Genomic DNA, 21,256 nt, shown 5'->3' with positions numbered 1-21,256 from the left:
TGCAGCATTCATGCATAAATTCGTGTAATATGTGCGGCCACATGAAATTGGGCGCGTTCTTTGACGCCAGCGATTTTACATAGCAGCGAGGGTGAAATTGATAACTCGTTGTTTTTGAAAGTATACCAGACGCCTGTGAAGGCGACACCTGAAGGATGCTCCATGAGCGAAAAACTACAGAAAGTGCTGGCGCGTGCCGGCCACGGCTCACGCCGTGAAATTGAAACCATTATCGAAGCGGGTCGCGTCAGCGTAGACGGCAAAATTGCTAAGCTGGGCGATCGCGTTGAGGTCCAGCCGGGCCTGAAAATCCGTATCGACGGTCATCTGATCTCCGTTAAAGAATCCGTTGAACAAATCTGCCGCGTGCTGGCCTATTACAAACCCGAAGGCGAGCTGTGTACGCGCAACGATCCGGAAGGGCGTCCGACCGTATTTGATCGTCTGCCGAAACTGCGCGGCGCGCGCTGGATCGCCGTAGGGCGTCTTGACGTCAATACCTGCGGCCTGTTGCTGTTCACCACCGACGGCGAACTGGCTAACCGTCTGATGCACCCGAGCCGCGAAGTGGAACGTGAATACGCCGTACGCGTATTCGGTCAGGTCGACGATAACAAGCTGCGTGAACTGGCCCGTGGCGTCCAGCTGGAAGACGGCCCGGCCGCCTTCAAAACCATCAAGTTCAGCGGCGGCGAAGGCATCAACCAGTGGTACAACGTTACCTTAACCGAAGGGCGCAACCGTGAAGTGCGTCGTTTGTGGGAAGCCGTGGGTGTGCAGGTCAGCCGCCTGATCCGCGTTCGCTATGGCGACATTCCGCTGCCGAAAGGCCTGCCGCGTGGGGGTTATACCGAACTGGATCTGGCGCAGACCAACTACCTGCGTGAGCTGGTAGAGCTGAAACCGGAAACCGAATCAAAAGTGGCCGTCGAGAAAGATCGCCGCCGGGTGAAAGCGAATCAGATCCGCCGTGCGGTAAAACGTCACAGCCAGACCTCAAACCCGCGTCCGGCATCAACTGGTCGCCGCTCAAGCACTCGTAACAAAACCAACGGTTAATCTGTACACAAGCCCGGCGGCGCTTCGCTTGCGCGGGTTTTCAGGACTGTGACTGGCAAGCCAGGTGAGCGTAGCGCCACCTGGCAAAATCACTCAATAATCTATTCCCATCTGCGCTTTTACGCCCGCATCAAAAGCATGTTTAACCGGACGCAGCTCGCTGACGGTATCCGCCAGTTCCAGAATGTCACGATGACAACCGCGCCCGGTAATAATCACCGTCTGCTGCGGGGGACGATTTTGCAGGGCGCTGATAACCTCTTCCAGCGGCAAATAGTCATAGGCCACCATGTAGGTCAGCTCATCGAGGATCACCAGATCCAGAGAAGCATCCGCCAGCATCCGGCGGCCATGCTCCCAGACGGTGGTGCAGGCGGCGGTGTCCGACTCACGATTTTGCGTGTCCCAGGTAAAGCCGGTGGCCATCACCTGAAATTCCACGCCGTGCGGCTCCAGCAGATTGCGCTCGCCGTTGGGCCAGGTGCCTTTGATAAACTGGATCACTCCCACTTTTTTGCCGTGTCCGACAGCGCGTGTCGCGGTGCCGAAGGCCGCGGTGGTTTTGCCTTTGCCGTTGCCGGTAAAGACGATGATAATGCCGCGTTCATCCTGGGCGGCGGCAACGCGCGCATCGACTTTTTCTTTTACGCGCTGCTGACGCTGTTGGTAACGATCTTCACTCATTGTGATATTCCCGGTTTACGTCCTGGCTGAGCATCAAAGCTCAGGCCGGTTTTGCGACGGCTGTCATCGCCCATTAACCATAAATAGAGCGGCATAATATCCGCCGGAGTTTTCAGTTTTTGCGGATCTTCCGTCGGGAAGGCGCTGGCGCGCATACCGGTGCGGGTTCCGCCCGGATTAATGCAGTTTACCCGCAGATGGCGGCTTTGATACTCCTCTGCCAGCACCTGCATCATGCCTTCGGTGGCAAACTTGGAGGCGGCATAGGCGCCCCAGTTGGCGCGACCCTGACGCCCAACGCTTGAGGAGGTAAATACCAGCGAACCGGCTTCTGATTTCAGTAATAAAGGAAGCAGTGCCTGGGTGAGGAAAAAGGTGGCATTGACGTTGACCTGCATCACCCGCTGCCAGACCTGCGGATTTTGTTGATCCATCGGACAGATATCGCCAAGCAGACCGGCGTTATGTAATATACCATCCAGTCGGGGATAATGTGCGGCAAGAGTCTGCGCGAGCTGTTCACAGTCTGCAGGGGTGCAGGTTTCCATATCCAGCGTAAACCAGCGCGGCATCTGCCCGCATTCATCCGCAACGGCCTGCGCAACCCGGCGCAACTTTTCGTCGTTACGCCCCAGCAGGATCACCTGGGCACCGTGGCGGGCATAGGTACGCGCTGCTTCTTCGCCAATACCTGCGCTGGCACCAGTGACCAGAATGATGCGGTTTTGCAGTAGATCTCGTTGTGGCTGGTAATACACATTCTCTCCTCAGGCGTCGCGTTCGTGGCGCACCAGGCTGACTTCGTCTTGACTTGCTGGTTTTATGCCTTAAACCGGGCCGCATTTCAATCAGCCAAAGGCAGACAATCCCGCAGGTTAACACTTTGCAACCTTTTCATGGAGTCTAAAAAAATCAGGAAGATGCCTCGTAACATTGTGCGGTGGCAGAAGACGAGCCAGAACCTGTCATGTACACTGAATGCGAACGTAATGCGGTTTAACCAAGGTGGTACGCGTGGAATTACTGTCTGAATATGGGTTGTTTTTGGCAAAGATTGCCACCGTTGTGCTGGCGATTGTTGTCGTGGCGGTACTGATTGTAAATCTTGCCCAGCGCAAGCGTCAGCGGGGTGAATTACGTGTCACCAGGCTGAGCGAGCAATATAAGGAGATGCAGGAGGAGGTCTCCGTTGCGCTGCTGGACGATCATCAGCAAAAGCTGTGGCATAAAGCGCAGAAGAAAAAAGCGAAGCAGGACGCGAAAGCGGCGAAGGCCAGCGCGAAGCAGGGCACCCCGGTTACGGCCACGAAGCCCCGGGTTTTTGTGCTGGATTTCAAAGGCAGTATGGATGCCCACGAAGTGAACTCCCTGCGCGAAGAGATCACCGCGGTGATCACCATCGCAGGGCCGGAAGACCAGGTGTTGCTGCGTCTGGAAAGTCCCGGCGGCGTGGTGCATGGCTACGGGCTGGCGTCTTCCCAGCTCCAGCGCCTGCGCGACAAAAACATCCCCTTAACGGTGGCGGTGGATAAAGTAGCGGCCAGCGGCGGCTATATGATGGCCTGCGTGGCAGATAAGATCGTGGCTGCGCCTTTCGCCATCGTCGGCTCTATCGGCGTGGTGGCGCAAATCCCGAACTTTAACCGCTTCCTGAAAAGCAAAGACATCGACATCGAGCTGCACACCGCCGGGCAGTACAAGCGTACGTTGACGCTGCTGGGTGAAAACACCGAGGAAGGGCGGCAGAAGTTCCGTGAGAGCCTGAACGAGACGCACGATCTGTTTAAAGATTATGTGAAGCAGATGCGTCCGTCGCTGGACATTGACCAGGTCGCCACTGGCGAGCACTGGTATGGCGTACAGGCGCTGGAAAAAGGGCTGGTGGATGAAGTAGGCACCAGCGACGATCTGCTGCTGGGGCTGATTAAAGAGCGCGAGGTGATCGGCGTCCGTTACGCCCAGCGTAAAAAGCTGATGGACCGCTTTACCGGCAGTGCGGCGGAAGCCGCTGACCGGCTGCTGTTGCGCTGGTGGCAGCGCGGTGAAAAACCGTTGCCGTAAAACAAAAAGCGAGGTGAATCACCTCGCTTTTTTATTGCCGTCAGTCCGCAAGGGTATACTTTTCGGACAGCACATGGGCCAGGTGTTTAAACATATTAAACACCGCCGTACTTTTCGACGTCGGCAGGCCTTGCTCATCAAGGAAATAGTCGCCGCTGAACACCAGCACGCCGTTGCGTTCAGTGACATCCGTCGCTTCGATGCCCTGAATAAAATCGTCATGCTCGCGGATGATTCGGTTAGCTTCAGCTAATAGTGACTGGCGATCGATAGGTTGAATGTTCTCGTGCATAGTCTGCTCCTCTGACAAGGCATTTATTCTACGTCTGCCGGTAGGCCGGGCGCAAATTTTCCCTGTTTTTAAAATGGTTTTCACACCGGGGACTGGCTGGCGTGATTTGCTTTTGCATGCTAATAAAGTTGCGTAACGAATTTTATCAGGTAGAGTGTGCGCTTTCGTCAATCTGGCAACAGAATTGCTTGACATTCGACCTTAAGTCCGTCGTGCTACAGCACTGATGCGCGAAAACACCTGTGAACTCAGTCACCTGGGCACCACACTTCACGCGCCCGGTTTTAAAGAGGGGTTGATAACCACGGATATCGCCGCCACATCATCGGATGTCGCGGTGGAGAGTGAATCAACGTGCGACGTATTCCTGGAAGAATCAAATTAGGTAAAGGTGAATATGGGTAAAGCACTCGTCATCGTTGAGTCCCCGGCAAAAGCCAAAACGATCAATAAGTATCTGGGTAATGACTACGTGGTGAAATCCAGCGTCGGTCATATCCGCGATCTGCCGACCAGTGGCTCAGCACCCAAAAAGAGCGCCGACTCCGCCACCACCAAAACGGCCAAAAAGCCTAAAAAGGATGAACGTGGCGCGCTGGTCAACCGCATGGGCGTTGACCCATGGAACGAATGGGATGCACGCTATGAAGTGCTTCCGGGCAAAGAAAAAGTCGTTGCCGAACTGAAAGCCATCGCTGAAAAAGCGGACCATATCTATCTCGCAACCGACCTTGACCGCGAAGGGGAAGCCATTGCCTGGCACCTGCGGGAAGTGATCGGGGGCGATGACTCGCGCTACAGCCGCGTGGTGTTTAACGAAATCACCAAAAACGCTATCCAACAGGCGTTTGAAAAGCCGGGTGAACTGAATATCGACCGTGTAAACGCACAACAGGCGCGCCGCTTTGTGGATCGCGTGGTGGGTTACATGGTGTCGCCGCTGCTGTGGAAAAAGATCGCCCGCGGCCTGTCTGCCGGACGCGTTCAGTCCGTGGCGGTGCGTCTGGTGGTCGAGCGTGAGCGCGAAATCAAAGCCTTTGTCCCGGAAGAGTTCTGGGAAATCGACGCCAGCGTTACCACGCCTTCCGGCGAGGCGCTGCCGTTGCAGGTGACGCATCAGCAGGACAAGCCTTTCCGTCCGGTTAATCGCGAGCAGACCATGGCGGCGGTAAGCCTGCTGGAAAAAGCGCGCTACACCGTTACGGATCGGGAAGATAAGCCCACCAGCAGCAAGCCTGGCGCGCCCTTTATTACCTCCACGCTTCAGCAGGCGGCCAGTACGCGCCTTGGCTTTGGGGTGAAGAAAACCATGATGATGGCGCAGCGTCTGTACGAAGCGGGCCACATTACCTATATGCGTACCGACTCCACCAACCTGAGTCAGGACGCCGTCAGCATGGTGCGTGGCTACATCAGCGATAATTTCGGCAAAAAATACCTGCCGGAAAGCGCTAATCAGTACGCCAGCAAAGAAAACTCTCAGGAAGCGCACGAAGCCATCCGTCCTTCCGACGTGGCAGTGCTGGCGGAGTCCCTGAAGGATATGGAAGCGGACGCGCAGAAGCTGTATCAGCTGATCTGGCGTCAGTTTGTCGCCTGTCAGATGACGCCAGCGCAGTACGATTCCACCACCCTGACCGTGGAAGCGGGCGAGTTCCGCCTGAAGGCGCGTGGCCGTACGCTGCGTTTCGATGGCTGGACGAAGGTGATGCCGCAGCTGCGTAAGGGCGATGAAGATCGCACGCTGCCAGCGGTGAACAAAGGCGACGTGGTATCCCTTGTGGAACTGCTCCCGGCGCAGCACTTTACCAAGCCGCCTGCGCGTTTCAGCGAAGCATCCCTGGTGAAAGAGCTGGAAAAACGCGGTATCGGCCGTCCGTCGACCTATGCTTCTATCATCTCGACCATTCAGGATCGCGGCTACGTGCGTGTAGAAAACCGCCGCTTCTATGCCGAGAAAATGGGCGAAATCGTCACTGACCGTCTGGAAGAGAATTTCCGCGAGCTGATGAACTACGATTTCACCGCGCAAATGGAAAACAGCCTTGACCAGGTTGCCAACCATGAAGCGGAATGGAAAGGCGTGCTGGACAACTTCTTTACCGACTTCACCGGCCAGCTTGAAAAAGCGGAAAAGGATCCGGAAGAAGGCGGCATGCGTCCGAATCAGATGGTGCTGACCAGTATCGACTGTCCGACCTGCGGTCGCAAAATGGGTATCCGTACCGCCAGCACCGGCGTGTTCCTCGGCTGTTCCGGCTATGCGCTGCCGCCGAAAGAACGCTGCAAAACCACCATTAACCTGGTGCCGGAAAACGAAGTCCTTAACGTGCTGGAAGGCGACGACGCCGAAACCAACGCCCTGCGTGCTAAGCGTCGTTGCGTGAAATGCGGCACCGCTATGGACAGCTATCTGATCGATCCCAAGCGTAAGCTGCACGTCTGTGGTAACAACCCGACCTGCGATGGCTATGAAATCGAAGAGGGCGAATTCCGCATCAAAGGCTATGACGGCCCGATCGTGGAGTGTGAGAAGTGTGGTTCTGAAATGCACCTGAAAATGGGGCGTTTCGGCAAGTACATGGCCTGCACCAACGACGAATGCAAAAACACGCGTAAGATCCTGCGTAACGGCGAAGTCGCGCCACCGAAAGAAGATCCGGTGCCGCTGCCTGAGCTGCCATGTGAAAAATCAGACGCCTATTTTGTGCTGCGTGACGGTGCGGCAGGGGTATTTCTGGCGGCCAACACCTTCCCGAAATCCCGTGAAACCCGCGCACCGCTGGTGGAAGAGCTGCATCGCTTCCGCGATCGTCTGCCGGAAAAACTGCGTTATCTGGCCGATGCGCCTGTCGCGGATCCCGAAGGCAACAAAACGGTCGTTCGCTTTAGCCGTAAGACTAAGCAGCAGTATGTTTCCGCCGAGAAAGAGGGTAAAGCGACCGGCTGGTCAGCTTTCTTCATCGACGGCAAATGGGTGGAAGGTAAGAAGTAATTTAGCCTGTCTGCTCCCTGCAAGGGCCGGATATCCGGCCCTTTTTTGTTGCTTATAATTTTGCGTTCCTGTCTATACAGACCGGGCATTAATGATATAGTGGTTATAGTTAAGTCATTTCTTATTATTAAATCGTCTTAAACGATTGCTCGTCAGCGCTCAACCGGATGGTCCGTCATGAAACTACAGCAGCTTCGTTATATCGTTGAGGTGGTGAATCACAACCTTAATGTCTCCTCTACCGCTGAGGGGCTATACACCTCGCAACCCGGCATCAGCAAACAGGTCCGTATGCTGGAAGATGAGCTGGGGATCCAGATTTTCGCCCGCAGCGGCAAGCATCTTACCCAGGTCACGCCTGCCGGTGAGGAGATCATACGCATCGCCCGTGAAGTGCTCTCCAAAGTTGATGCCATTAAGTCGGTGGCGGGAGAGCATACCTGGCCGGATAAAGGCTCGCTCTACGTCGCGACCACCCATACCCAGGCGCGTTATGCGCTGCCCGGCGTAATCAAGGGCTTTATTGAGCGCTACCCACGTGTTTCGCTGCATATGCACCAGGGCTCGCCGACGCAGATTGCGGAAGCCGTCTCCAAAGGCAATGCTGATTTCGCCATCGCCACCGAAGCGCTGCACCTGTATGACGATCTGGTCATGCTGCCGTGCTACCACTGGAATCGTTCGATTGTCGTCACGCCCGATCATCCGCTGGCGGGCAAACAGTCGGTGAGCATTGAGGAGCTGGCGCAGTACCCGCTGGTTACTTACACCTTTGGCTTTACCGGCCGTTCAGAGCTGGACACCGCCTTTAACCGCGCCGGGCTGACGCCGCGTATCGTCTTTACCGCCACGGACGCTGACGTGATCAAAACTTATGTGCGCCTGGGTCTTGGGGTAGGGGTGATCGCCAGCATGGCGGTTGATCCGGTATCGGATCCGGATCTGGTAAAACTGGACGCACAGGATGTGTTCAGCCACAGCACCACGAAAATCGGTTTTCGTCGCAGCACCTTCCTGCGCAGTTATATGTATGATTTTATTCAGCGCTTCGCGCCACATTTAACCCGTGACGTGGTGGATACCGCCGTGGCATTGCGTTCAAATGATGATATTGAAGCCATGTTCCAGGACATTAAGCTGCCAGAAAAATAATTTCCTGCGGTATCTTCCCGCCCGGGAAGATACCCTTTTATCGCCCTAAACCTAAATCAGAATTATCATCATCTGCCTTAACGCACATTTCCCCGAGTGATTCCTGTCACAACTTAACCGCAATTGTGTCGTGTTTTCGCGACAAAAGTAGAAAGTAATTTACGGGTCCGCAAACTTTATTCTTCAATTATTTATTTCCGGTCAAAAGATTGAATATTTAACTGGAAATCATTGGTAAATTCGCTGGCTTTTTTCCTAAACTTATTTTAGGATTTGTCTCATCTAGTGATTACTTATACCTATTGTTAGGTGTCAAAATGATAAGTGATGTCGATTGTGTGAGGTTAGCAATGCCATCAGGAAGCGACGAATCGCAAAGGGATCACGCGCTGAAACGCAAAGCCTGGCTGGCGGTGTTTCTTGGCTCAGCCCTGTTCTGGGTGGTTGTAGCCTTGCTGGTGTGGAAATTTTGGGGTTGAGAATGGTGTTTACGGGGCAGTTCGGCACAGTGAAGCCAGTATGTCAGTTACATGACAAGCCTCTTAGCGCCAAAAAGGACGCCGAGGTGCGTATTCCTGACGAATGGGAACTCACCCCGCAGCAGCGCGCCTTTATTGAAACGTTCGCAGAAGACGAACCAAAAAAACAATAATTTAACCAACAGCGTGGGCGCGAAATTAGCCTGACGCCCAGTGGTCTTTTGTACTTCTTAATAAATACACCTCAGCAATATAGAAACGGGTAACAACCCGGTGTGGCGCTTGATTAATTCGTAGGGTGTATAAATGATAAATAATCTCAAATACTGGTCATGGATGGGCGCATTCACCGTCTCGGTTATGTTCTGGGGACAACTGGTCTGGATGATGGCTCACTAACCGCATAAAAACCTCGCTTAAGCGGGGTTTTTTGTTTTTATCCCTTCAATGGTTTTACCTCTTTTATCAATTTGAGTTGTTATCAAAACGTTACAGCATGTTTGTGTTATCTTTAATACAGACCCTGATGATAATCAGGGAATTGCAATCCCTGTATTAAGGAGGAGCTTATGTCGTCGACCCTACGCGAAGCCAGTAAGGACACATTGCAGGCTGAAAACAAAACCTACCACTACTACAGCCTGCCCCTGGCCGCAAAGGAACTTGGGGATATTTCCCGTTTGCCCAAGTCGTTAAAAGTGTTACTGGAAAACCTGCTGCGCTGGCAGGATGGTGAGTCCGTCACTGAGGAAGATATTCATGCCCTCGCAGGCTGGTTGAAATCCGCCCACGCCGATCGTGAAATCGCTTATCGTCCCGCCCGCGTGCTGATGCAGGATTTTACCGGCGTTCCCGCTGTTGTTGATCTCGCCGCCATGCGTGAAGCCGTGAAGCGCCTTGGTGGCGATACCACTAAAGTTAACCCGCTTTCCCCTGTTGATCTGGTTATCGACCACTCTGTCACCGTTGACCATTTCGGCGATGACGACGCCTTTGAAGAAAACGTCCGTCTGGAAATGGAGCGTAACCACGAACGCTATGTGTTTCTGCGCTGGGGCCAGCAGGCCTTCAGCCGGTTCAGCGTTGTGCCGCCGGGCACCGGCATCTGCCATCAGGTCAACCTGGAATATCTGGGTAAAGCCGTCTGGAGCGAGCTGCAGGATAAAGAGTGGGTCGCTTATCCGGATACCCTGGTCGGCACCGACTCCCACACCACCATGATCAACGGGCTGGGCGTGCTTGGCTGGGGCGTGGGCGGTATCGAAGCGGAAGCCGCCATGCTTGGTCAGCCGGTATCCATGCTGATCCCGGATGTGGTGGGCTTTAAGCTCACCGGTAAACTGAGCGAAGGCATCACCGCCACTGACCTCGTGCTCACCGTGACGCAAATGCTGCGTAAACACGGCGTAGTGGGTAAGTTTGTGGAATTTTATGGCGACGGTCTCGACTCCCTGCCGCTGGCGGACCGGGCCACTATCGCCAATATGGCGCCGGAATATGGCGCGACATGCGGATTCTTCCCCATTGATGACGTGACGCTGGAGTACATGCGTCTTAGCGGCCGCAGCGACGATCAGGTAGCGCTGGTGGAAGCCTATGCGAAAGCGCAGGGCATGTGGCGTCAGCCGGGTGATGAGCCTGTCTTTACCAGCACCCTGGAACTGGATATGAGCAGCGTCGAAGCCAGCCTTGCCGGACCAAAACGTCCGCAGGATCGCGTGGCGCTGGGCGATGTGCCAAAAGCCTTTGCAGCCAGCACCGAGCTGGAGCTCAATACCGCCCAGAAAGATCGCCAGTCGGTGGATTATGTTCTGAACGGTCATCAGTATCAGCTGCCAGATGGCGCGGTGGTGATCGCAGCCATTACCTCATGTACCAACACCTCGAACCCGAGTGTGCTGATGGCGGCCGGTCTGCTGGCGAAAAAAGCCGTCACCCTCGGGCTGAAGCGTCAGCCGTGGGTGAAAGCCTCGCTGGCACCCGGCTCGAAAGTAGTATCGGATTATCTGGCGCAGGCGCGTCTGACGCCGTATCTCGATGAGCTGGGCTTTAACCTGGTGGGCTATGGTTGCACCACCTGTATCGGTAACTCCGGCCCGCTGCCGGATCCCATCGAGCAGGCGATTAAAAAAGGCGATCTGACCGTCGGGGCCGTGCTTTCCGGCAACCGCAACTTTGAAGGTCGTATTCATCCGCTGGTGAAAACCAACTGGCTGGCCTCGCCGCCGCTGGTGGTAGCCTATGCACTGGCGGGCAATATGAACATCAACCTGGCGACCGATCCACTGGGCCACGATCGCAAGGGCGATCCGGTTTATCTGAAAGATATCTGGCCGAGCGGACAGGAGATCGCCCGTGCGGTAGAACAGGTGTCCACCGACATGTTCCGCAAAGAATATGCGGAAGTGTTTGAAGGGACTGACGAGTGGAAGTCTATCAAAGTGGAAGCTTCCGATACCTACGGCTGGCAGTTTGATTCCACCTACATCCGCTCCTCGCCGTTCTTTGAAGAGATGGAAGCCCAGCCGAAGCCGGTACAGGATATTCAGGGCGCGCGCATTCTGGCGATGCTCGGCGATTCCGTGACCACTGACCATATCTCACCGGCTGGCAGCATTAAAGCTGACAGCCCGGCGGGGCGCTATCTGCAAAATCATGGCGTGGAGCGTCGCGACTTTAACTCCTACGGTTCACGACGCGGTAACCATGAGGTGATGATGCGCGGCACCTTTGCCAACATCCGCATCCGCAACGAAATGGTGCCCGGTGTGGAAGGGGGCATGACGCGCCATCTACCGGGCAGTGAAGTGATCTCCATTTATGATGCTGCGATGCGTTATCAGCAGGAGGGCACGCCGCTGGCGGTGATTGCCGGTAAAGAATACGGTTCCGGCTCCAGCCGTGACTGGGCGGCGAAAGGCCCGCGTCTGTTGGGGATCCGCGTGGTGATCGCTGAATCTTTCGAGCGTATCCACCGTTCTAACCTGATCGGCATGGGCATTTTGCCGCTGGAGTTCCCGCAGGGCGTCACCCGTAAAACGCTGGGGCTGAATGGGGAAGAGCGGTTGGATGTGGAAGATCTGACCGGACTTAAACCTGGTGCGACGGTACCGGTACGCCTGACCCGCGCTGACGGCTCGCAGGAAGTGATTTCCTGTCGCTGCCGTATTGATACGGCAACCGAGCTGACTTACTACCAGCACGGCGGGATCCTGCATTATGTGATCCGCAACATGCTGCACTGATAACCCTTCACGCTAGCCCGGCGGGACATACCGCCGGGCTTTTTTTATTAATCCAGCAAATGCCCCATTTTCGCGGCCTTGGTATCAAGGTAATGCGCGTTTTTTGGATTGCGCCCGACGATCAGCGGTACGCGTTCGACAATATTAATGCCTGCTTCGGTGAGGATCTCCACTTTGCGCGGGTTGTTTGTCAGCAAACGCACTTCGTCCACGCCCAGCAGTTTGAACATGTCCGCGCATAAAGTGAAATCACGCTCATCGGCGGCAAAGCCGAGCTGATGGTTTGCTTCTACGGTGTCGTAACCCTGATCCTGTAACGCATACGCGCGGATTTTATTCAGCAGCCCAATATTACGGCCTTCCTGACGATGATAGAGCAGGATACCGCGGCCTTCTTCGGCAATGTGAGACAGCGCCGCTTCCAGCTGAAAACCGCAGTCGCAGCGCAGACTGAACAGGGCATCGCCGGTCAGACACTCTGAATGGACGCGGGCAAGCACCGGCGTCTGGCCTGAAATGTCGCCATAGACCAGCGCAACATGGTCCTGCCCGGTGGCCAGTTCTTCAAAACCCACCATCAGGAAATCGCCCCATGGGGTTGGCAGTTTGGCTTCTGCCACACGTTTAAGCTGCATGTGATTCTCCGGATTTATTCTGGCACCTGACGTGCCTTGTCGCCCTCAGGCTTTCATTCTGGGGGTATTTTGCCACAAGGCGGCCAACTTCTCTAATTGCGTCAACGGGCTGTAAAGATTAAGCGCACAAATCCGTCACTCCTGCCGGTGATGTTGTTTTTCAGTTACTATTAAGCGGCCTGGCACATAAAGGAGAGAACATGCTGTCTATTGTAAAGCGCACCATGGCGGGGGTGGGGATATTACTGATTATGCCGCTGATAGTATGGGGATCCGGCTGGCAGTGGACGCCAGGTAACAACAGCGCGTGGCTGAAGGCGCTGTACTGGGTAACCGAAACGGTGACGCAGCCCTGGGGGATCATCACCCATGTGCTGCTCTGCGGCTGGTTTTTATGGTGTCTGCGATTTCGTCTGAAAGCCGCGCTGATGCTTTTTGTGATCCTCGCCGCCGCTATCCTAATCGGGCAGGGCGTGAAGTCCTGGGTGAAGGATCGGGTGCAGGAGCCGCGGCCTTTTGTCATCTGGCTTGAAAAAACACACCATATTCCGGTTGATGAGTTCTACACTTTAAAACGTAAGGATCGCGGGCATCTGGTAAAAGAGCAGCTGAGCGGTGAAGAGAACATTCCGGCGTTCTTGCGCAAACACTGGCAAAAAGAGACCGGTTTCGCTTTCCCGTCAGGGCATACCATGTTTGCCGCCAGCTGGGCGTTGCTGGGCGTAGGTTTGTTGTGGCCACGGCGACGCACTATCACTATTGCCGTGCTGCTGGTGTGGGCGACGGCGGTGATGGGCAGCCGCATGCTGTTGGGAATGCACTGGCCCCGCGATCTGGTGGTCGCCACGCTGATTTCCGGACTGCTTGTCACCTTCGCCACCATGCTGGCGCAGCGTATCTGCGGGCCATTAACGCCGCCGGTCGAAGAGAAGAAAGAGATCGCCGACCGCGACGACGAATAATATTATCGACGGGCCTGATGGGTTAACGCGCATCCGGGGTTGAAATAGCGAATTTCGCCCGCAAATCCATCAGGTCACTCGCTTTTCCATTTCGTCCAGGTCGCGAAAATGGTAGGTTATAAGGCTGGATGCAGTCAGTTGAACAGAATTTATTCGCTCCAATCCACATAACGGGACGTAATGTGAAATATTTACTCATTTTCTTACTGGTGTTAGCGATTTTTGTCATTTCGGTCACGCTGGGTGCACAGAACGATCAGCTCGTCACATTCAATTATTTGCTGGCGCAGGGTGAATTCCGTATTTCAACGCTGCTGGCGTGTCTGTTTGCCGCAGGCTTTGTGATTGGCTGGCTGGTATGCGGACTGTTCTGGCTGCGTGTGCGTGTTTCGCTGGTACGCGCGGAACGTAAAATTAAACGACTTGAACATCAGCTTGCCCCCGCAAACGACGTTCCCGTAACGACCGGCACGCCGTCCGTCAAGGAATAACATTATATGCTTGAGTTGTTGTTTCTGCTGTTGCCCGTAGCGGCCGCGTATGGCTGGTATATGGGGCGCAGAAGCGCGCAACAAACAAAGCAGGATGAAGCAAACCGACTCTCGCGTGATTACGTGGCGGGCGTTAACTTTCTGCTTAGTAATCAACAGGACAAAGCGGTTGACCTGTTCCTCGATATGCTAAAAGAGGATACGGGCACCGTTGAGGCCCATCTCACCCTCGGAAACCTCTTCCGCTCGCGTGGCGAGGTTGACCGCGCAATCCGCATTCACCAGACGCTGATGGAAAGCGCCTCGCTGTCTTACGATCAGCGTCTGCTGGCCGTGCAACAGCTGGGCCGCGATTACATGGCGGCGGGTCTGTACGATCGTGCTGAAGACATGTTCAATCAGTTGGTTGACGAAACCGACTTCCGTATCGGCGCGCTGCAACAGCTGCTGCAAATTTATCAGGCGACCAGCGACTGGCAGAAAGCCATTGATGTGGCCGAACGTCTGGTCAAGCTGGGTAAAGATAAACAGCGTGTTGAAATCGCCCACTTCTACTGTGAGCTGGCGTTACAGCAGATGGGCAACGACGATCTGGATCGTGCCATGGCGCTGCTGAAGAAGGGAGCCGCTGCCGATCGCAACAGCCCGCGCGTTTCCATCATGATGGGCCGCGTGCTGATGGAGAAAGGGGAGTACGAAAAAGCTATCGAAAGTCTGCTGCGTGTGGTGGATCAGGATAAAGAACTGGTCAGCGAAACGCTGGAGATGCTGCAAACCTGCTATCTGCATACCGGTAAAACCGAGGAGTGGGCGGAATTTCTTCAGCGCTGTGTGGAAGAGAACACCGGCGCGGTAGCCGATCTGATGCTGGCGGATATTGTCGAGCAACGCGAAGGGCAGGATACGGCGCAAATGCTGGTGACGCGTCAACTCCAGCGTCAGCCCACCATGCGCGTCTTCCACAAACTGATGGATTACCATTTGCAGGAAGCCGAAGAAGGGCGCGCGAAAGAGAGCCTGATGGCGTTGCGTGACATGGTGGGCGAGCAGATCCGCAGTAAGCCACGCTATCGCTGCCACAAATGCGGCTTTACCGCTTTCACCATGTACTGGCATTGTCCGTCCTGCCGCGCATGGTCCACCGTCAAGCCCATTCGTGGCCTTGATGGTCAGTAATATTAAAAAAAGCCCGCACTTTAGTTACAACATACTTATTATTCCCATGCATAACTACGGCGGCATCGTGCCCTTATCGCCTGGCAGCAAAAAAATGCATTCTGTCCTTTTCTACGGCGCGCAGGTAGAATGCACGCCGTTTATTCTCATTGCGCCTGCGCGGGTGCCCATCATCAGGAAGGTCTGATCATGACGTCTACTGCTACATCCTCTTTTGCTGCTGTAACGCATTCCCCTGTGGTTGTTGCCCTTGATTACGCCGATCGCCATCAGGCGCTGGCTTTCGTCGACCGTATTTCCCCGTCGGATTGCCGCCTGAAAGTCGGGAAAGAAATGTTCACGCTGTTTGGCCCGCAATTTGTCCGCGACCTGCAACAGCGCGGCTTTGACGTCTTCCTGGATCTCAAATTCCACGATATTCCCAATACCACGGCACATGCGGTAGCCGCCGCCGCAGAGCTGGGCGTGTGGATGGTGAACGTTCATGCCTCCGGCGGGGCGCGAATGATGAGCGCGGCCCGTGAAGCGTTGATGCCTTTCGGTAAAGATGCGCCGCTGCTGATTGCTGTGACGGTACTGACCAGCATGGAAGCGAGCGACCTGCATGATTTGGGGATCACCAGCACTCCGGCGGAACATGCCGAACGCCTGGCGCGTCTGACGCAAAACTGTGGTCTTGACGGCGTCGTCTGTTCTGCACAGGAAGCCGTACGCTTTAAAAGCGAACTGGGGCAGGCCTTTAAACTGGTCACGCCGGGTATTCGTCCACAGGGCAGTGATGCTGGCGACCAGCGCCGCATTATGACGCCGGAACAGGCGCAGGCTGCCGGTGTGGATTACATGGTCATTGGCCGTCCGGTGACGCAATCTGCCGATCCGGCGCAGACGCTGAAGGCCATTAATGCTTCATTACGTGTGGAGGCCTAAATGAAGGATGCAAACAGCCGGCTGGTCTATTCCACCGACAGTGGACGTATCGATGAACCCAAACCGGTGGTCGAGCGCCCGAAAGGTGACGGCATTGTCCGTATCCAGCGTCAGACCAGCGGCCGTAAAGGGAAGGGCGTCTGTCTGATTACCGGTATTGATGCCAATGATGAAGAAATTGCTCGTCTGGCCGCGGAGCTGAAAAAGAAATGCGGTTGTGGTGGCGCAGTAAAGGATCGCGTAATTGAAATTCAGGGCGATAAACGCGACCTGATTAAATCATTACTGGAAGCCAAAGGTATGAAGGTAAAACTGGCTGGCGGTTAAGCGGATAAATAAGATAAGGCCACGGCAAATGCCGTGGCCTTTTAATTCACTGCGTATTTACGCAATAACGCCAGTATATATTCTGTACTGCGCGACACCTGTACGATTATTTACCGACCTGGTGACCCACAATACCACCGACTGCCGCGCCACCTAATGTGCCGAGCGTGCTACCGTCAGTTAATACTGCGCCACCCAGTGCGCCTGCGCCTGCGCCAATCGCGGTATTACGGTCGCGTTTAGACCAGTTAGAACAAGCACTCAGAGACATTGCCAGCGTTACCGCCAGTACCGCTGTAGCCATTTTTTTACCAGATAACATCATCATACTAATCTCCTGAAATAGGTATCCACGGAAAGAATTTCTCTATGAGTATAGTGCCTGTTCAGCAAACTTAAGTTCATTTCCGTAAATTATGTTGCGCAGGTGTTACTTTAGATCACTTGAGTGATAGTTACGTCCTGTTATATCGTTCAACATAATTTTACTTCCTGCCGCTAAACGAGACAGGTAAATAGTCTTAATTGGCAGGTCAGAAAAGTCTCAGAGATGAAAGGTTAGCCCGCGCATGGCGGGCGCTGGCGAGTTATTGTGCGGAAGCTTTTTTTACTATATCGACAATCAGCCCGGATTGCGTTAATTGCGCCTGCTGCGCTGCATCCAGTTTTTCATCGGTAATTACCCGGTTAAATCGTCCCATTGGCCCTAAAGTATAGGGATGTACCGCGCCGAATTTTGAGCTGTCCGTCAGCACAATGGCTTCGCAGCTTTTTTCCAGCACCGCATTGACTACATCGGCCCGCATCATATCCCGTCCGGTAAAGCCTGTTTCCGGCTGCCAGCCGTCAATGCCAATAAATGCCTTGCTGAAATGCACCTGCTGCACATACTGGCGCGTCAGCGGGCCGACCATGCTTTCGCTTTTCTTCTGATAAATGCCCCCCAGCAGGATCACTTCGCAGGCTGTTTCTTTTAACAGATGGGCGATGTAGGCGCTGACGGTAATAATAGTGATGTCTTTCTCATCGGCCAGCGCGCGGGCCAGCAGAGCATTGCTGCTGCCGTTTTCGATAAATACCGTTTCACCTGGAGACACCAGCGACGCGGCAAAAGCGGCCAGTTCCCGCTTGAGGGTGAAGTTACTCATCATGCGGGTTTCCACGTCGTCGCTTTCCAGCGGCACGGCGTAGCCATGGGTACGACGCAGATAACTTTGCTTCTCCAGGGTGTTGAGATCCTGACGGATGGTGACTTCAGAAACGCCGGTTATTTTCGCCAGCTCAGCCACGCTGACGCGGCCCTGGTCAATGACCATTTGCAGAATAATTTGTTGTCGGGAATTCATAGTGTCTTATTCAGATTTCCCAGGGTGTTTTTGGCGCACCCTGCGGGGATATTTGCCCGGCGGCGTCAAGAGCGAGTAATTCGTCTTTCAGGATTTCCAGATTATGGATGGCGGAGTGGTAATCACCCGCCACCAGAATGTCCAGCACCGTATCAATACGTCCTGCCAGTTGCTTTGCGTCGATGTCGGCCATGTCGTCACCCTATATCGAAAAGTTAATAAATTCAATGATGCAGAAATTAGTGTAAAAAGAGAAGGGAAAAAAGGAAATCTTAAAAAAGCATAAGTACCAATTATAAATTAGCTTACGCACATACTGCCTGGTTTGCTCCTGCATTAGTCTAAATCTGCGCGCAATGCGCTTTAATTAATGAGGAAAAGACCATGACAGTTACCAACCATGCATCATGCAAATTGTTCACTGATACAGAGCGCTTTACCCAACTGGCAGGCTACTACGAAGAGGAACGTCGCACGGTCTGGATGATGTTACGGGCGCAACCCCGCCCATGCTTCAATCACGGACTGATTGAGGAGATCATGAATATTTCCTGGCTGGTCAGGCAGGCGGGGTTCGCGGTGGATTTTTGGGTAACAGGCTCACTGGTCCCCGGTATTTATAACGCCGGAGGCGATCTGGGTTTCTTTGTTGACTGCCTGCAAAATGGCCGTCGTGAAGCGCTAAGGGCCTACGCGCGGGCCTGTGTCGACTGTGTGCACGCCGCTTCACGCGGTTTCGATACCGGGGCGATTAGTTTGGCGATGGTGGAAGGCAGTGCGCTGGGCGGCGGCTTTGAAGCCGCGCTAGCGCACCATTTTGTGCTCGCGCAGCGGGACGCACGCCTGGGCTTCCCGGAAATCGCCTTTAACCTGTTTCCTGGCATGGGCGGATATTCGCTGGTCGCCCGGCGTTCGGGCATGAAGCTGGCCGAGGAGCTGATCTATAAAGGCGAATCCCATACGGCGGAATGGTACGAACCTAAAGGCCTGGTGGATGAACTGTTCGAACCGGGGCAGGGGGCGGTTGCCGTGCGCACCTTCATCGATACGCTGCACCCGCGTCTCAATGGCGTCCGTGCCATGCTGCGCGCGCGTCAGCGGGTCATACAGTTGCCTCGCAGTGAACTGATGGACATCACTGAAGACTGGGTGGACGCGGCGTTCTGCCTGCAACCCAAAGACATCGCCTACATGGAACGTCTGGTGCAGTTACAAAACCGGCATGTCGCCAGTCTGAGTAAAGCCAGCTAACGCGCTTTGCGCGTCAGATAACGTTTATACCATCGCTCGAATACGGCTGCGGGCATGGGCTTAGCAAAGAGAAAACCCTGCCGTTCATTGACGCCATTCTTCGTGAGAAAGGCGTCTTCTTTGGCGCTTTCCACTCCTTCCGCAATCACCTGCAAATTAAGCGCCTGAGCCACAGCGACAATGGCCCGTACCAGCGATTGGGAAATTGGCTGCTTATGCACATCGCGCACAAAGGACTGATCGAGCTTAATGGCATCCAGCGGGAAGCGCGCCAGCTGCGACAGCGACGAATAGCCGGTACCGAAATCATCCAGATGCACCTGCGCCCCCAGCGCGCTGAACTGCTGGATCACTGACAGCGCCAGCTCCTCGTTTTCAATCAGGCAGCTTTCCGTTAACTCCACGTCGATCGGACAATATTCAAAATTGAGATCGCTCAGCGCCTGTTTCAGATCGCTGAAAATGGTCTGATCCGCCAGCTGACGGGCCGAAACGTTCACCGCCACGCGCAAATGAATGCCCTTGTCGCGCCATTTCGCCACCTGCTGCACCACGTTGAGCATAACCCAACGTCCCAGCGGCACAATCAGCCCGGACTCCTCGGCATAAGAGATAAACTCCATGGGGCCAATTAAGCCGCGCTCCGGCGACTGCCAGCGCACCAGCGCCTCCAGGCTGCGGATCTCGCCGCGCCAGGTGATTTTCGGCTGATAGTGGATCAGCAGCTGATCGTTCTCCAGCGCCTTACGCAGATTGGTATCCAGCCACAGATATTCAAATACCCGCTGATTCATTTCTGGTGAGAAGACGCAGAACTTACCGCGGCCGCTCTCTTTGGCAGTATACATCGCGGTATCCGCGTTGCGGATCACGCTCTCGCGATCGTTGCCGTGCTGCGGCGCAAGGGAAATCCCCAGCGAACAACCGGTATAGACTTCGATAAGCCCGATGCGGAACGGCTGGCGCAGGCGCGTCAGAATACGCGAGGCCATGGCTTCCAGCGTACTCTGCGACGAATTCGTCGCCAGCACGATAAACTCATCGCCGCCCAGACGCGCCAGCACCTGGCCTTCTTCCAGGCAGCTTAAAATCGCCAGCGACACCGCCTGTAACAGCTGATCGCCAAACATATGCCCGTAGGCATCGTTCACCTTTTTAAAATTATCCAGATCGAGATAAACAATGCCCACCTGCGTATCGTCGCGGCAGGCAATGGCATCGCTGATCAGTTCATGGATGGCATTGCGGTTCGGCAGTCCGGTAATGGTGTCGGTGTTGGCCAGTACGCGCAGCCGCTCCTGAGCCCGGCGCTCTTCGGTAATGTCGGTGCCGGAACAAATCAGGAAAATTTCGTTTTTGCCGCTGCCGCTGTGCACAAATTTATTGCGGAACAAAAATAGTCGCTGGCCTTTGCGCGTCTTGATCCAGCGCTCCACTTCATAGGAACTGCCGTTACGGAAAAACTCGCTGATATTACGCTTTGAGGCGAGCGCCTCGCTGCGGCTCATAAATAATTTAAAAACGTTCTGCCCGATAACTTCCTGCTCGCGCATCCCCGTATATTCTTCAGACAGCCGGTTAAAGCGCTGGATGTTGCCGTGTCGATCAAGGATCACAATGACCGAATTGGCTTCGGATACCACCTGTTCCGCAAAGGACAACCCCTGCACCAAATCACGGGCTACGGAGGAAGTATCATTCCAGGAAGACGCCGTACCCGCCCACTCTTTTTTCGATATCTTGCGGCCCACCAGATGCAGCGGCACGTCATCGCCAAACATGGAAATGGTCATGGTCAAACTGGTGGTAATCACCGTCATTTCACGGATCGTATCCGCCTGATGATCGCTCAGCGCAAACACCTGGCTGATGTCTGCGGTTTCACTCGCGGCAAGATGAAGTGCGTTGCTGTCAGCGGTGAGACGCCAGAAAGGGCTGGTTGTCCCAAGGTAACGAAACAGCAAATTTTGCTCCACATCGTCTTTCATGCAGTCTCCCATTCCACCCAAAGCGCAACAGAACCTTATAACGGTGAAGTTTTCACACTGTCTCTTCACAGGAGCAGGTTGAACTTACTGTTTTCCATTCGCATTCTTATAATAAAGCGTGGCTAACAAATTGCATATCTATTGCTAAACTCTTGTTCTGAACGACTTTTCATGCGTAAAAGTGCA

General features: G+C 54.6%; 21 protein-coding genes. 13 read left to right on the top strand and 8 right to left on the bottom strand.

Annotation, left to right across the window (positions count from 1 at the left end; translation table 11 throughout):
- Positions 1-162 precede the first annotated feature (162 nt).
- Positions 163-1,059 (top strand): 23S rRNA pseudouridine(2605) synthase RluB, encoded by an 897-nt coding sequence (gene rluB / locus QRD42_RS15440; protein ID WP_072568624.1) that lies wholly within the window; start codon positions 163-165, stop codon positions 1,057-1,059.
- Positions 1,060-1,152: 93 nt separating this feature from the next.
- Here rluB and cobO read toward each other — a convergent pair whose 3' ends face one another.
- Entirely contained in the window at positions 1,153-1,743 is a 591-nt protein-coding gene (cobO, locus tag QRD42_RS15435) for a cob(I)yrinic acid a,c-diamide adenosyltransferase (RefSeq protein ID WP_321987558.1), read from the bottom strand.
- Complete coding sequence (locus QRD42_RS15430; RefSeq protein ID WP_321987557.1) at positions 1,740-2,501, bottom strand: YciK family oxidoreductase; 762 nt, start codon at positions 2,499-2,501, stop codon at positions 1,740-1,742. Before QRD42_RS15430 ends, cobO begins: the two co-directional genes overlap by 4 nt.
- 256 nt (positions 2,502-2,757) lie before the next feature.
- Between QRD42_RS15430 and sohB the strand changes: the two genes are divergently transcribed.
- A complete protein-coding gene (gene sohB, locus QRD42_RS15425) occupies positions 2,758-3,804 on the top strand; it encodes a protease SohB (protein WP_321987556.1) in 1,047 nt (348 codons plus the stop codon).
- Positions 3,805-3,844: 40 nt separating this feature from the next.
- Here sohB and QRD42_RS15420 read toward each other — a convergent pair whose 3' ends face one another.
- Positions 3,845-4,096, bottom strand: coding sequence for a YciN family protein (locus tag QRD42_RS15420; protein ID WP_072568620.1), 252 nt, complete (start codon positions 4,094-4,096; stop codon positions 3,845-3,847).
- A 397-nt stretch (positions 4,097-4,493) separates the two neighbouring features.
- Here QRD42_RS15420 and topA point away from each other — a divergent pair, with 397 nt between their 5' ends.
- The 5 genes from topA (at position 4,494) to acnA (ending at position 11,967) form a co-directional block, all read left to right on the top strand.
- On the top strand, positions 4,494-7,091 hold the full coding sequence (gene topA, locus QRD42_RS15415) for a type I DNA topoisomerase (RefSeq protein ID WP_321987555.1): 2,598 nt from the start codon (positions 4,494-4,496) through the stop codon (positions 7,089-7,091).
- Positions 7,092-7,268: 177 nt separating this feature from the next.
- Entirely contained in the window at positions 7,269-8,243 is a 975-nt protein-coding gene (cysB, locus tag QRD42_RS15410) for an HTH-type transcriptional regulator CysB (protein WP_072568618.1), read from the top strand.
- Positions 8,244-8,581: 338 nt separating this feature from the next.
- Complete coding sequence (locus tag QRD42_RS15405; RefSeq protein WP_234007231.1) at positions 8,582-8,722, top strand: YmiA family putative membrane protein; 141 nt, start codon at positions 8,582-8,584, stop codon at positions 8,720-8,722.
- Between the two features lie 306 nt (positions 8,723-9,028).
- Positions 9,029-9,121 carry a small membrane protein YmiC gene (gene ymiC / locus QRD42_RS15400; protein WP_234007187.1) on the top strand — a complete coding sequence of 31 codons (93 nt, stop codon included), beginning with the start codon at positions 9,029-9,031 and terminating at the stop codon, positions 9,119-9,121.
- Positions 9,122-9,291: 170 nt separating this feature from the next.
- The gene (gene acnA, locus QRD42_RS15395) at positions 9,292-11,967 is read left to right on the top strand and encodes an aconitate hydratase AcnA (RefSeq protein ID WP_321987554.1); all 2,676 of its coding nucleotides are present in this window, start codon (positions 9,292-9,294) and stop codon (positions 11,965-11,967) included.
- A 47-nt stretch (positions 11,968-12,014) separates the two neighbouring features.
- Here the strand turns inward: acnA and ribA are convergent, their stop codons facing one another.
- A complete protein-coding gene (gene ribA / locus QRD42_RS15390) occupies positions 12,015-12,602 on the bottom strand; it encodes a GTP cyclohydrolase II (protein ID WP_072568615.1) in 588 nt (195 codons plus the stop codon).
- Between the two features lie 200 nt (positions 12,603-12,802).
- On the opposite strand from ribA, the gene pgpB reads away from it, so the two are divergent.
- The 5 genes from pgpB to yciH all read left to right on the top strand — a co-directional run bounded on the left by pgpB (position 12,803) and on the right by yciH (position 16,485).
- Entirely contained in the window at positions 12,803-13,564 is a 762-nt protein-coding gene (gene pgpB / locus QRD42_RS15385; protein ID WP_318374463.1) for a phosphatidylglycerophosphatase B, read from the top strand.
- A 182-nt stretch (positions 13,565-13,746) separates the two neighbouring features.
- Positions 13,747-14,055, top strand: a complete 309-nt coding sequence (locus tag QRD42_RS15380; protein WP_072568613.1) for a LapA family protein — start codon at positions 13,747-13,749, stop codon at positions 14,053-14,055.
- A 6-nt stretch (positions 14,056-14,061) separates the two neighbouring features.
- On the top strand, positions 14,062-15,231 hold the full coding sequence (lapB, locus tag QRD42_RS15375; protein ID WP_321987553.1) for a lipopolysaccharide assembly protein LapB: 1,170 nt from the start codon (positions 14,062-14,064) through the stop codon (positions 15,229-15,231).
- Between the two features lie 189 nt (positions 15,232-15,420).
- Positions 15,421-16,158, top strand: coding sequence for an orotidine-5'-phosphate decarboxylase (gene pyrF / locus QRD42_RS15370; protein ID WP_105310582.1), 738 nt, complete (start codon positions 15,421-15,423; stop codon positions 16,156-16,158).
- On the top strand, positions 16,159-16,485 hold the full coding sequence (yciH, locus tag QRD42_RS15365) for a stress response translation initiation inhibitor YciH (RefSeq protein WP_321987552.1): 327 nt from the start codon (positions 16,159-16,161) through the stop codon (positions 16,483-16,485). It begins immediately after the preceding gene.
- 106 nt (positions 16,486-16,591) lie between these two features.
- On the opposite strand, the gene osmB is transcribed toward yciH, so the two are convergent.
- The 3 genes from osmB to QRD42_RS15350 form a co-directional block, all read right to left on the bottom strand.
- Complete coding sequence (gene osmB / locus QRD42_RS15360; protein WP_072569457.1) at positions 16,592-16,810, bottom strand: osmotically-inducible lipoprotein OsmB; 219 nt, start codon at positions 16,808-16,810, stop codon at positions 16,592-16,594.
- Positions 16,811-17,072: 262 nt separating this feature from the next.
- A complete protein-coding gene (locus QRD42_RS15355) occupies positions 17,073-17,831 on the bottom strand; it encodes a DNA-binding transcriptional regulator YciT (protein ID WP_321987551.1) in 759 nt (252 codons plus the stop codon).
- Positions 17,832-17,841: 10 nt separating this feature from the next.
- On the bottom strand, positions 17,842-18,024 hold the full coding sequence (locus tag QRD42_RS15350; protein ID WP_072569456.1) for a hypothetical protein: 183 nt from the start codon (positions 18,022-18,024) through the stop codon (positions 17,842-17,844).
- Positions 18,025-18,215: 191 nt separating this feature from the next.
- Between QRD42_RS15350 and QRD42_RS15345 the strand changes: the two genes are divergently transcribed.
- Positions 18,216-19,082, top strand: a complete 867-nt coding sequence (locus tag QRD42_RS15345; protein ID WP_321987550.1) for a crotonase/enoyl-CoA hydratase family protein — start codon at positions 18,216-18,218, stop codon at positions 19,080-19,082.
- Here QRD42_RS15345 and pdeR read toward each other — a convergent pair.
- Complete coding sequence (pdeR, locus tag QRD42_RS15340; protein WP_321987549.1) at positions 19,079-21,070, bottom strand: cyclic di-GMP phosphodiesterase; 1,992 nt, start codon at positions 21,068-21,070, stop codon at positions 19,079-19,081. The two genes, QRD42_RS15345 and pdeR, sit on opposite strands and share 4 nt — an antisense overlap.
- Positions 21,071-21,256 lie beyond the last annotated feature (186 nt).

This window comes from Enterobacter sp. PGRG2 (assembly GCF_030291195.1).
Lineage (GTDB): Bacteria > Pseudomonadota > Gammaproteobacteria > Enterobacterales > Enterobacteriaceae > Enterobacter_D.
Note: the sequence above shows the minus strand (reverse complement) of the source record. Positions and strands in the feature narration are given on the sequence as shown.

Bases quoted from the DNA above. Each gene is read 5' to 3' on its own strand.
- pyrF (WP_105310582.1), top strand. From the start codon at position 15,421: ATGACGTCTACTGCTACATCCTCTTTTGCTGCTGTAACGCATTCCCCT.
- QRD42_RS15355 (WP_321987551.1), bottom strand. From the start codon at position 17,831: ATGAATTCCCGACAACAAATTATTCTGCAAATGGTCATTGACCAGGGC.
- topA (WP_321987555.1), top strand. From the start codon at position 4,494: ATGGGTAAAGCACTCGTCATCGTTGAGTCCCCGGCAAAAGCCAAAACG.
- yciH (WP_321987552.1), top strand. From the start codon at position 16,159: ATGAAGGATGCAAACAGCCGGCTGGTCTATTCCACCGACAGTGGACGT.
- ribA (WP_072568615.1), bottom strand. From the start codon at position 12,602: ATGCAGCTTAAACGTGTGGCAGAAGCCAAACTGCCAACCCCATGGGGC.
- pdeR (WP_321987549.1), bottom strand. From the start codon at position 21,070: ATGAAAGACGATGTGGAGCAAAATTTGCTGTTTCGTTACCTTGGGACA.
- osmB (WP_072569457.1), bottom strand. From the start codon at position 16,810: ATGATGTTATCTGGTAAAAAAATGGCTACAGCGGTACTGGCGGTAACG.
- QRD42_RS15420 (WP_072568620.1), bottom strand. From the start codon at position 4,096: ATGCACGAGAACATTCAACCTATCGATCGCCAGTCACTATTAGCTGAA.
- acnA (WP_321987554.1), top strand. From the start codon at position 9,292: ATGTCGTCGACCCTACGCGAAGCCAGTAAGGACACATTGCAGGCTGAA.
- rluB (WP_072568624.1), top strand. From the start codon at position 163: ATGAGCGAAAAACTACAGAAAGTGCTGGCGCGTGCCGGCCACGGCTCA.
- cobO (WP_321987558.1), bottom strand. From the start codon at position 1,743: ATGAGTGAAGATCGTTACCAACAGCGTCAGCAGCGCGTAAAAGAAAAA.
- lapB (WP_321987553.1), top strand. From the start codon at position 14,062: ATGCTTGAGTTGTTGTTTCTGCTGTTGCCCGTAGCGGCCGCGTATGGC.
- ymiC (WP_234007187.1), top strand. From the start codon at position 9,029: ATGATAAATAATCTCAAATACTGGTCATGGATGGGCGCATTCACCGTC.
- pgpB (WP_318374463.1), top strand. From the start codon at position 12,803: ATGCTGTCTATTGTAAAGCGCACCATGGCGGGGGTGGGGATATTACTG.
- QRD42_RS15345 (WP_321987550.1), top strand. From the start codon at position 18,216: ATGACAGTTACCAACCATGCATCATGCAAATTGTTCACTGATACAGAG.
- cysB (WP_072568618.1), top strand. From the start codon at position 7,269: ATGAAACTACAGCAGCTTCGTTATATCGTTGAGGTGGTGAATCACAAC.
- QRD42_RS15350 (WP_072569456.1), bottom strand. From the start codon at position 18,024: ATGGCCGACATCGACGCAAAGCAACTGGCAGGACGTATTGATACGGTG.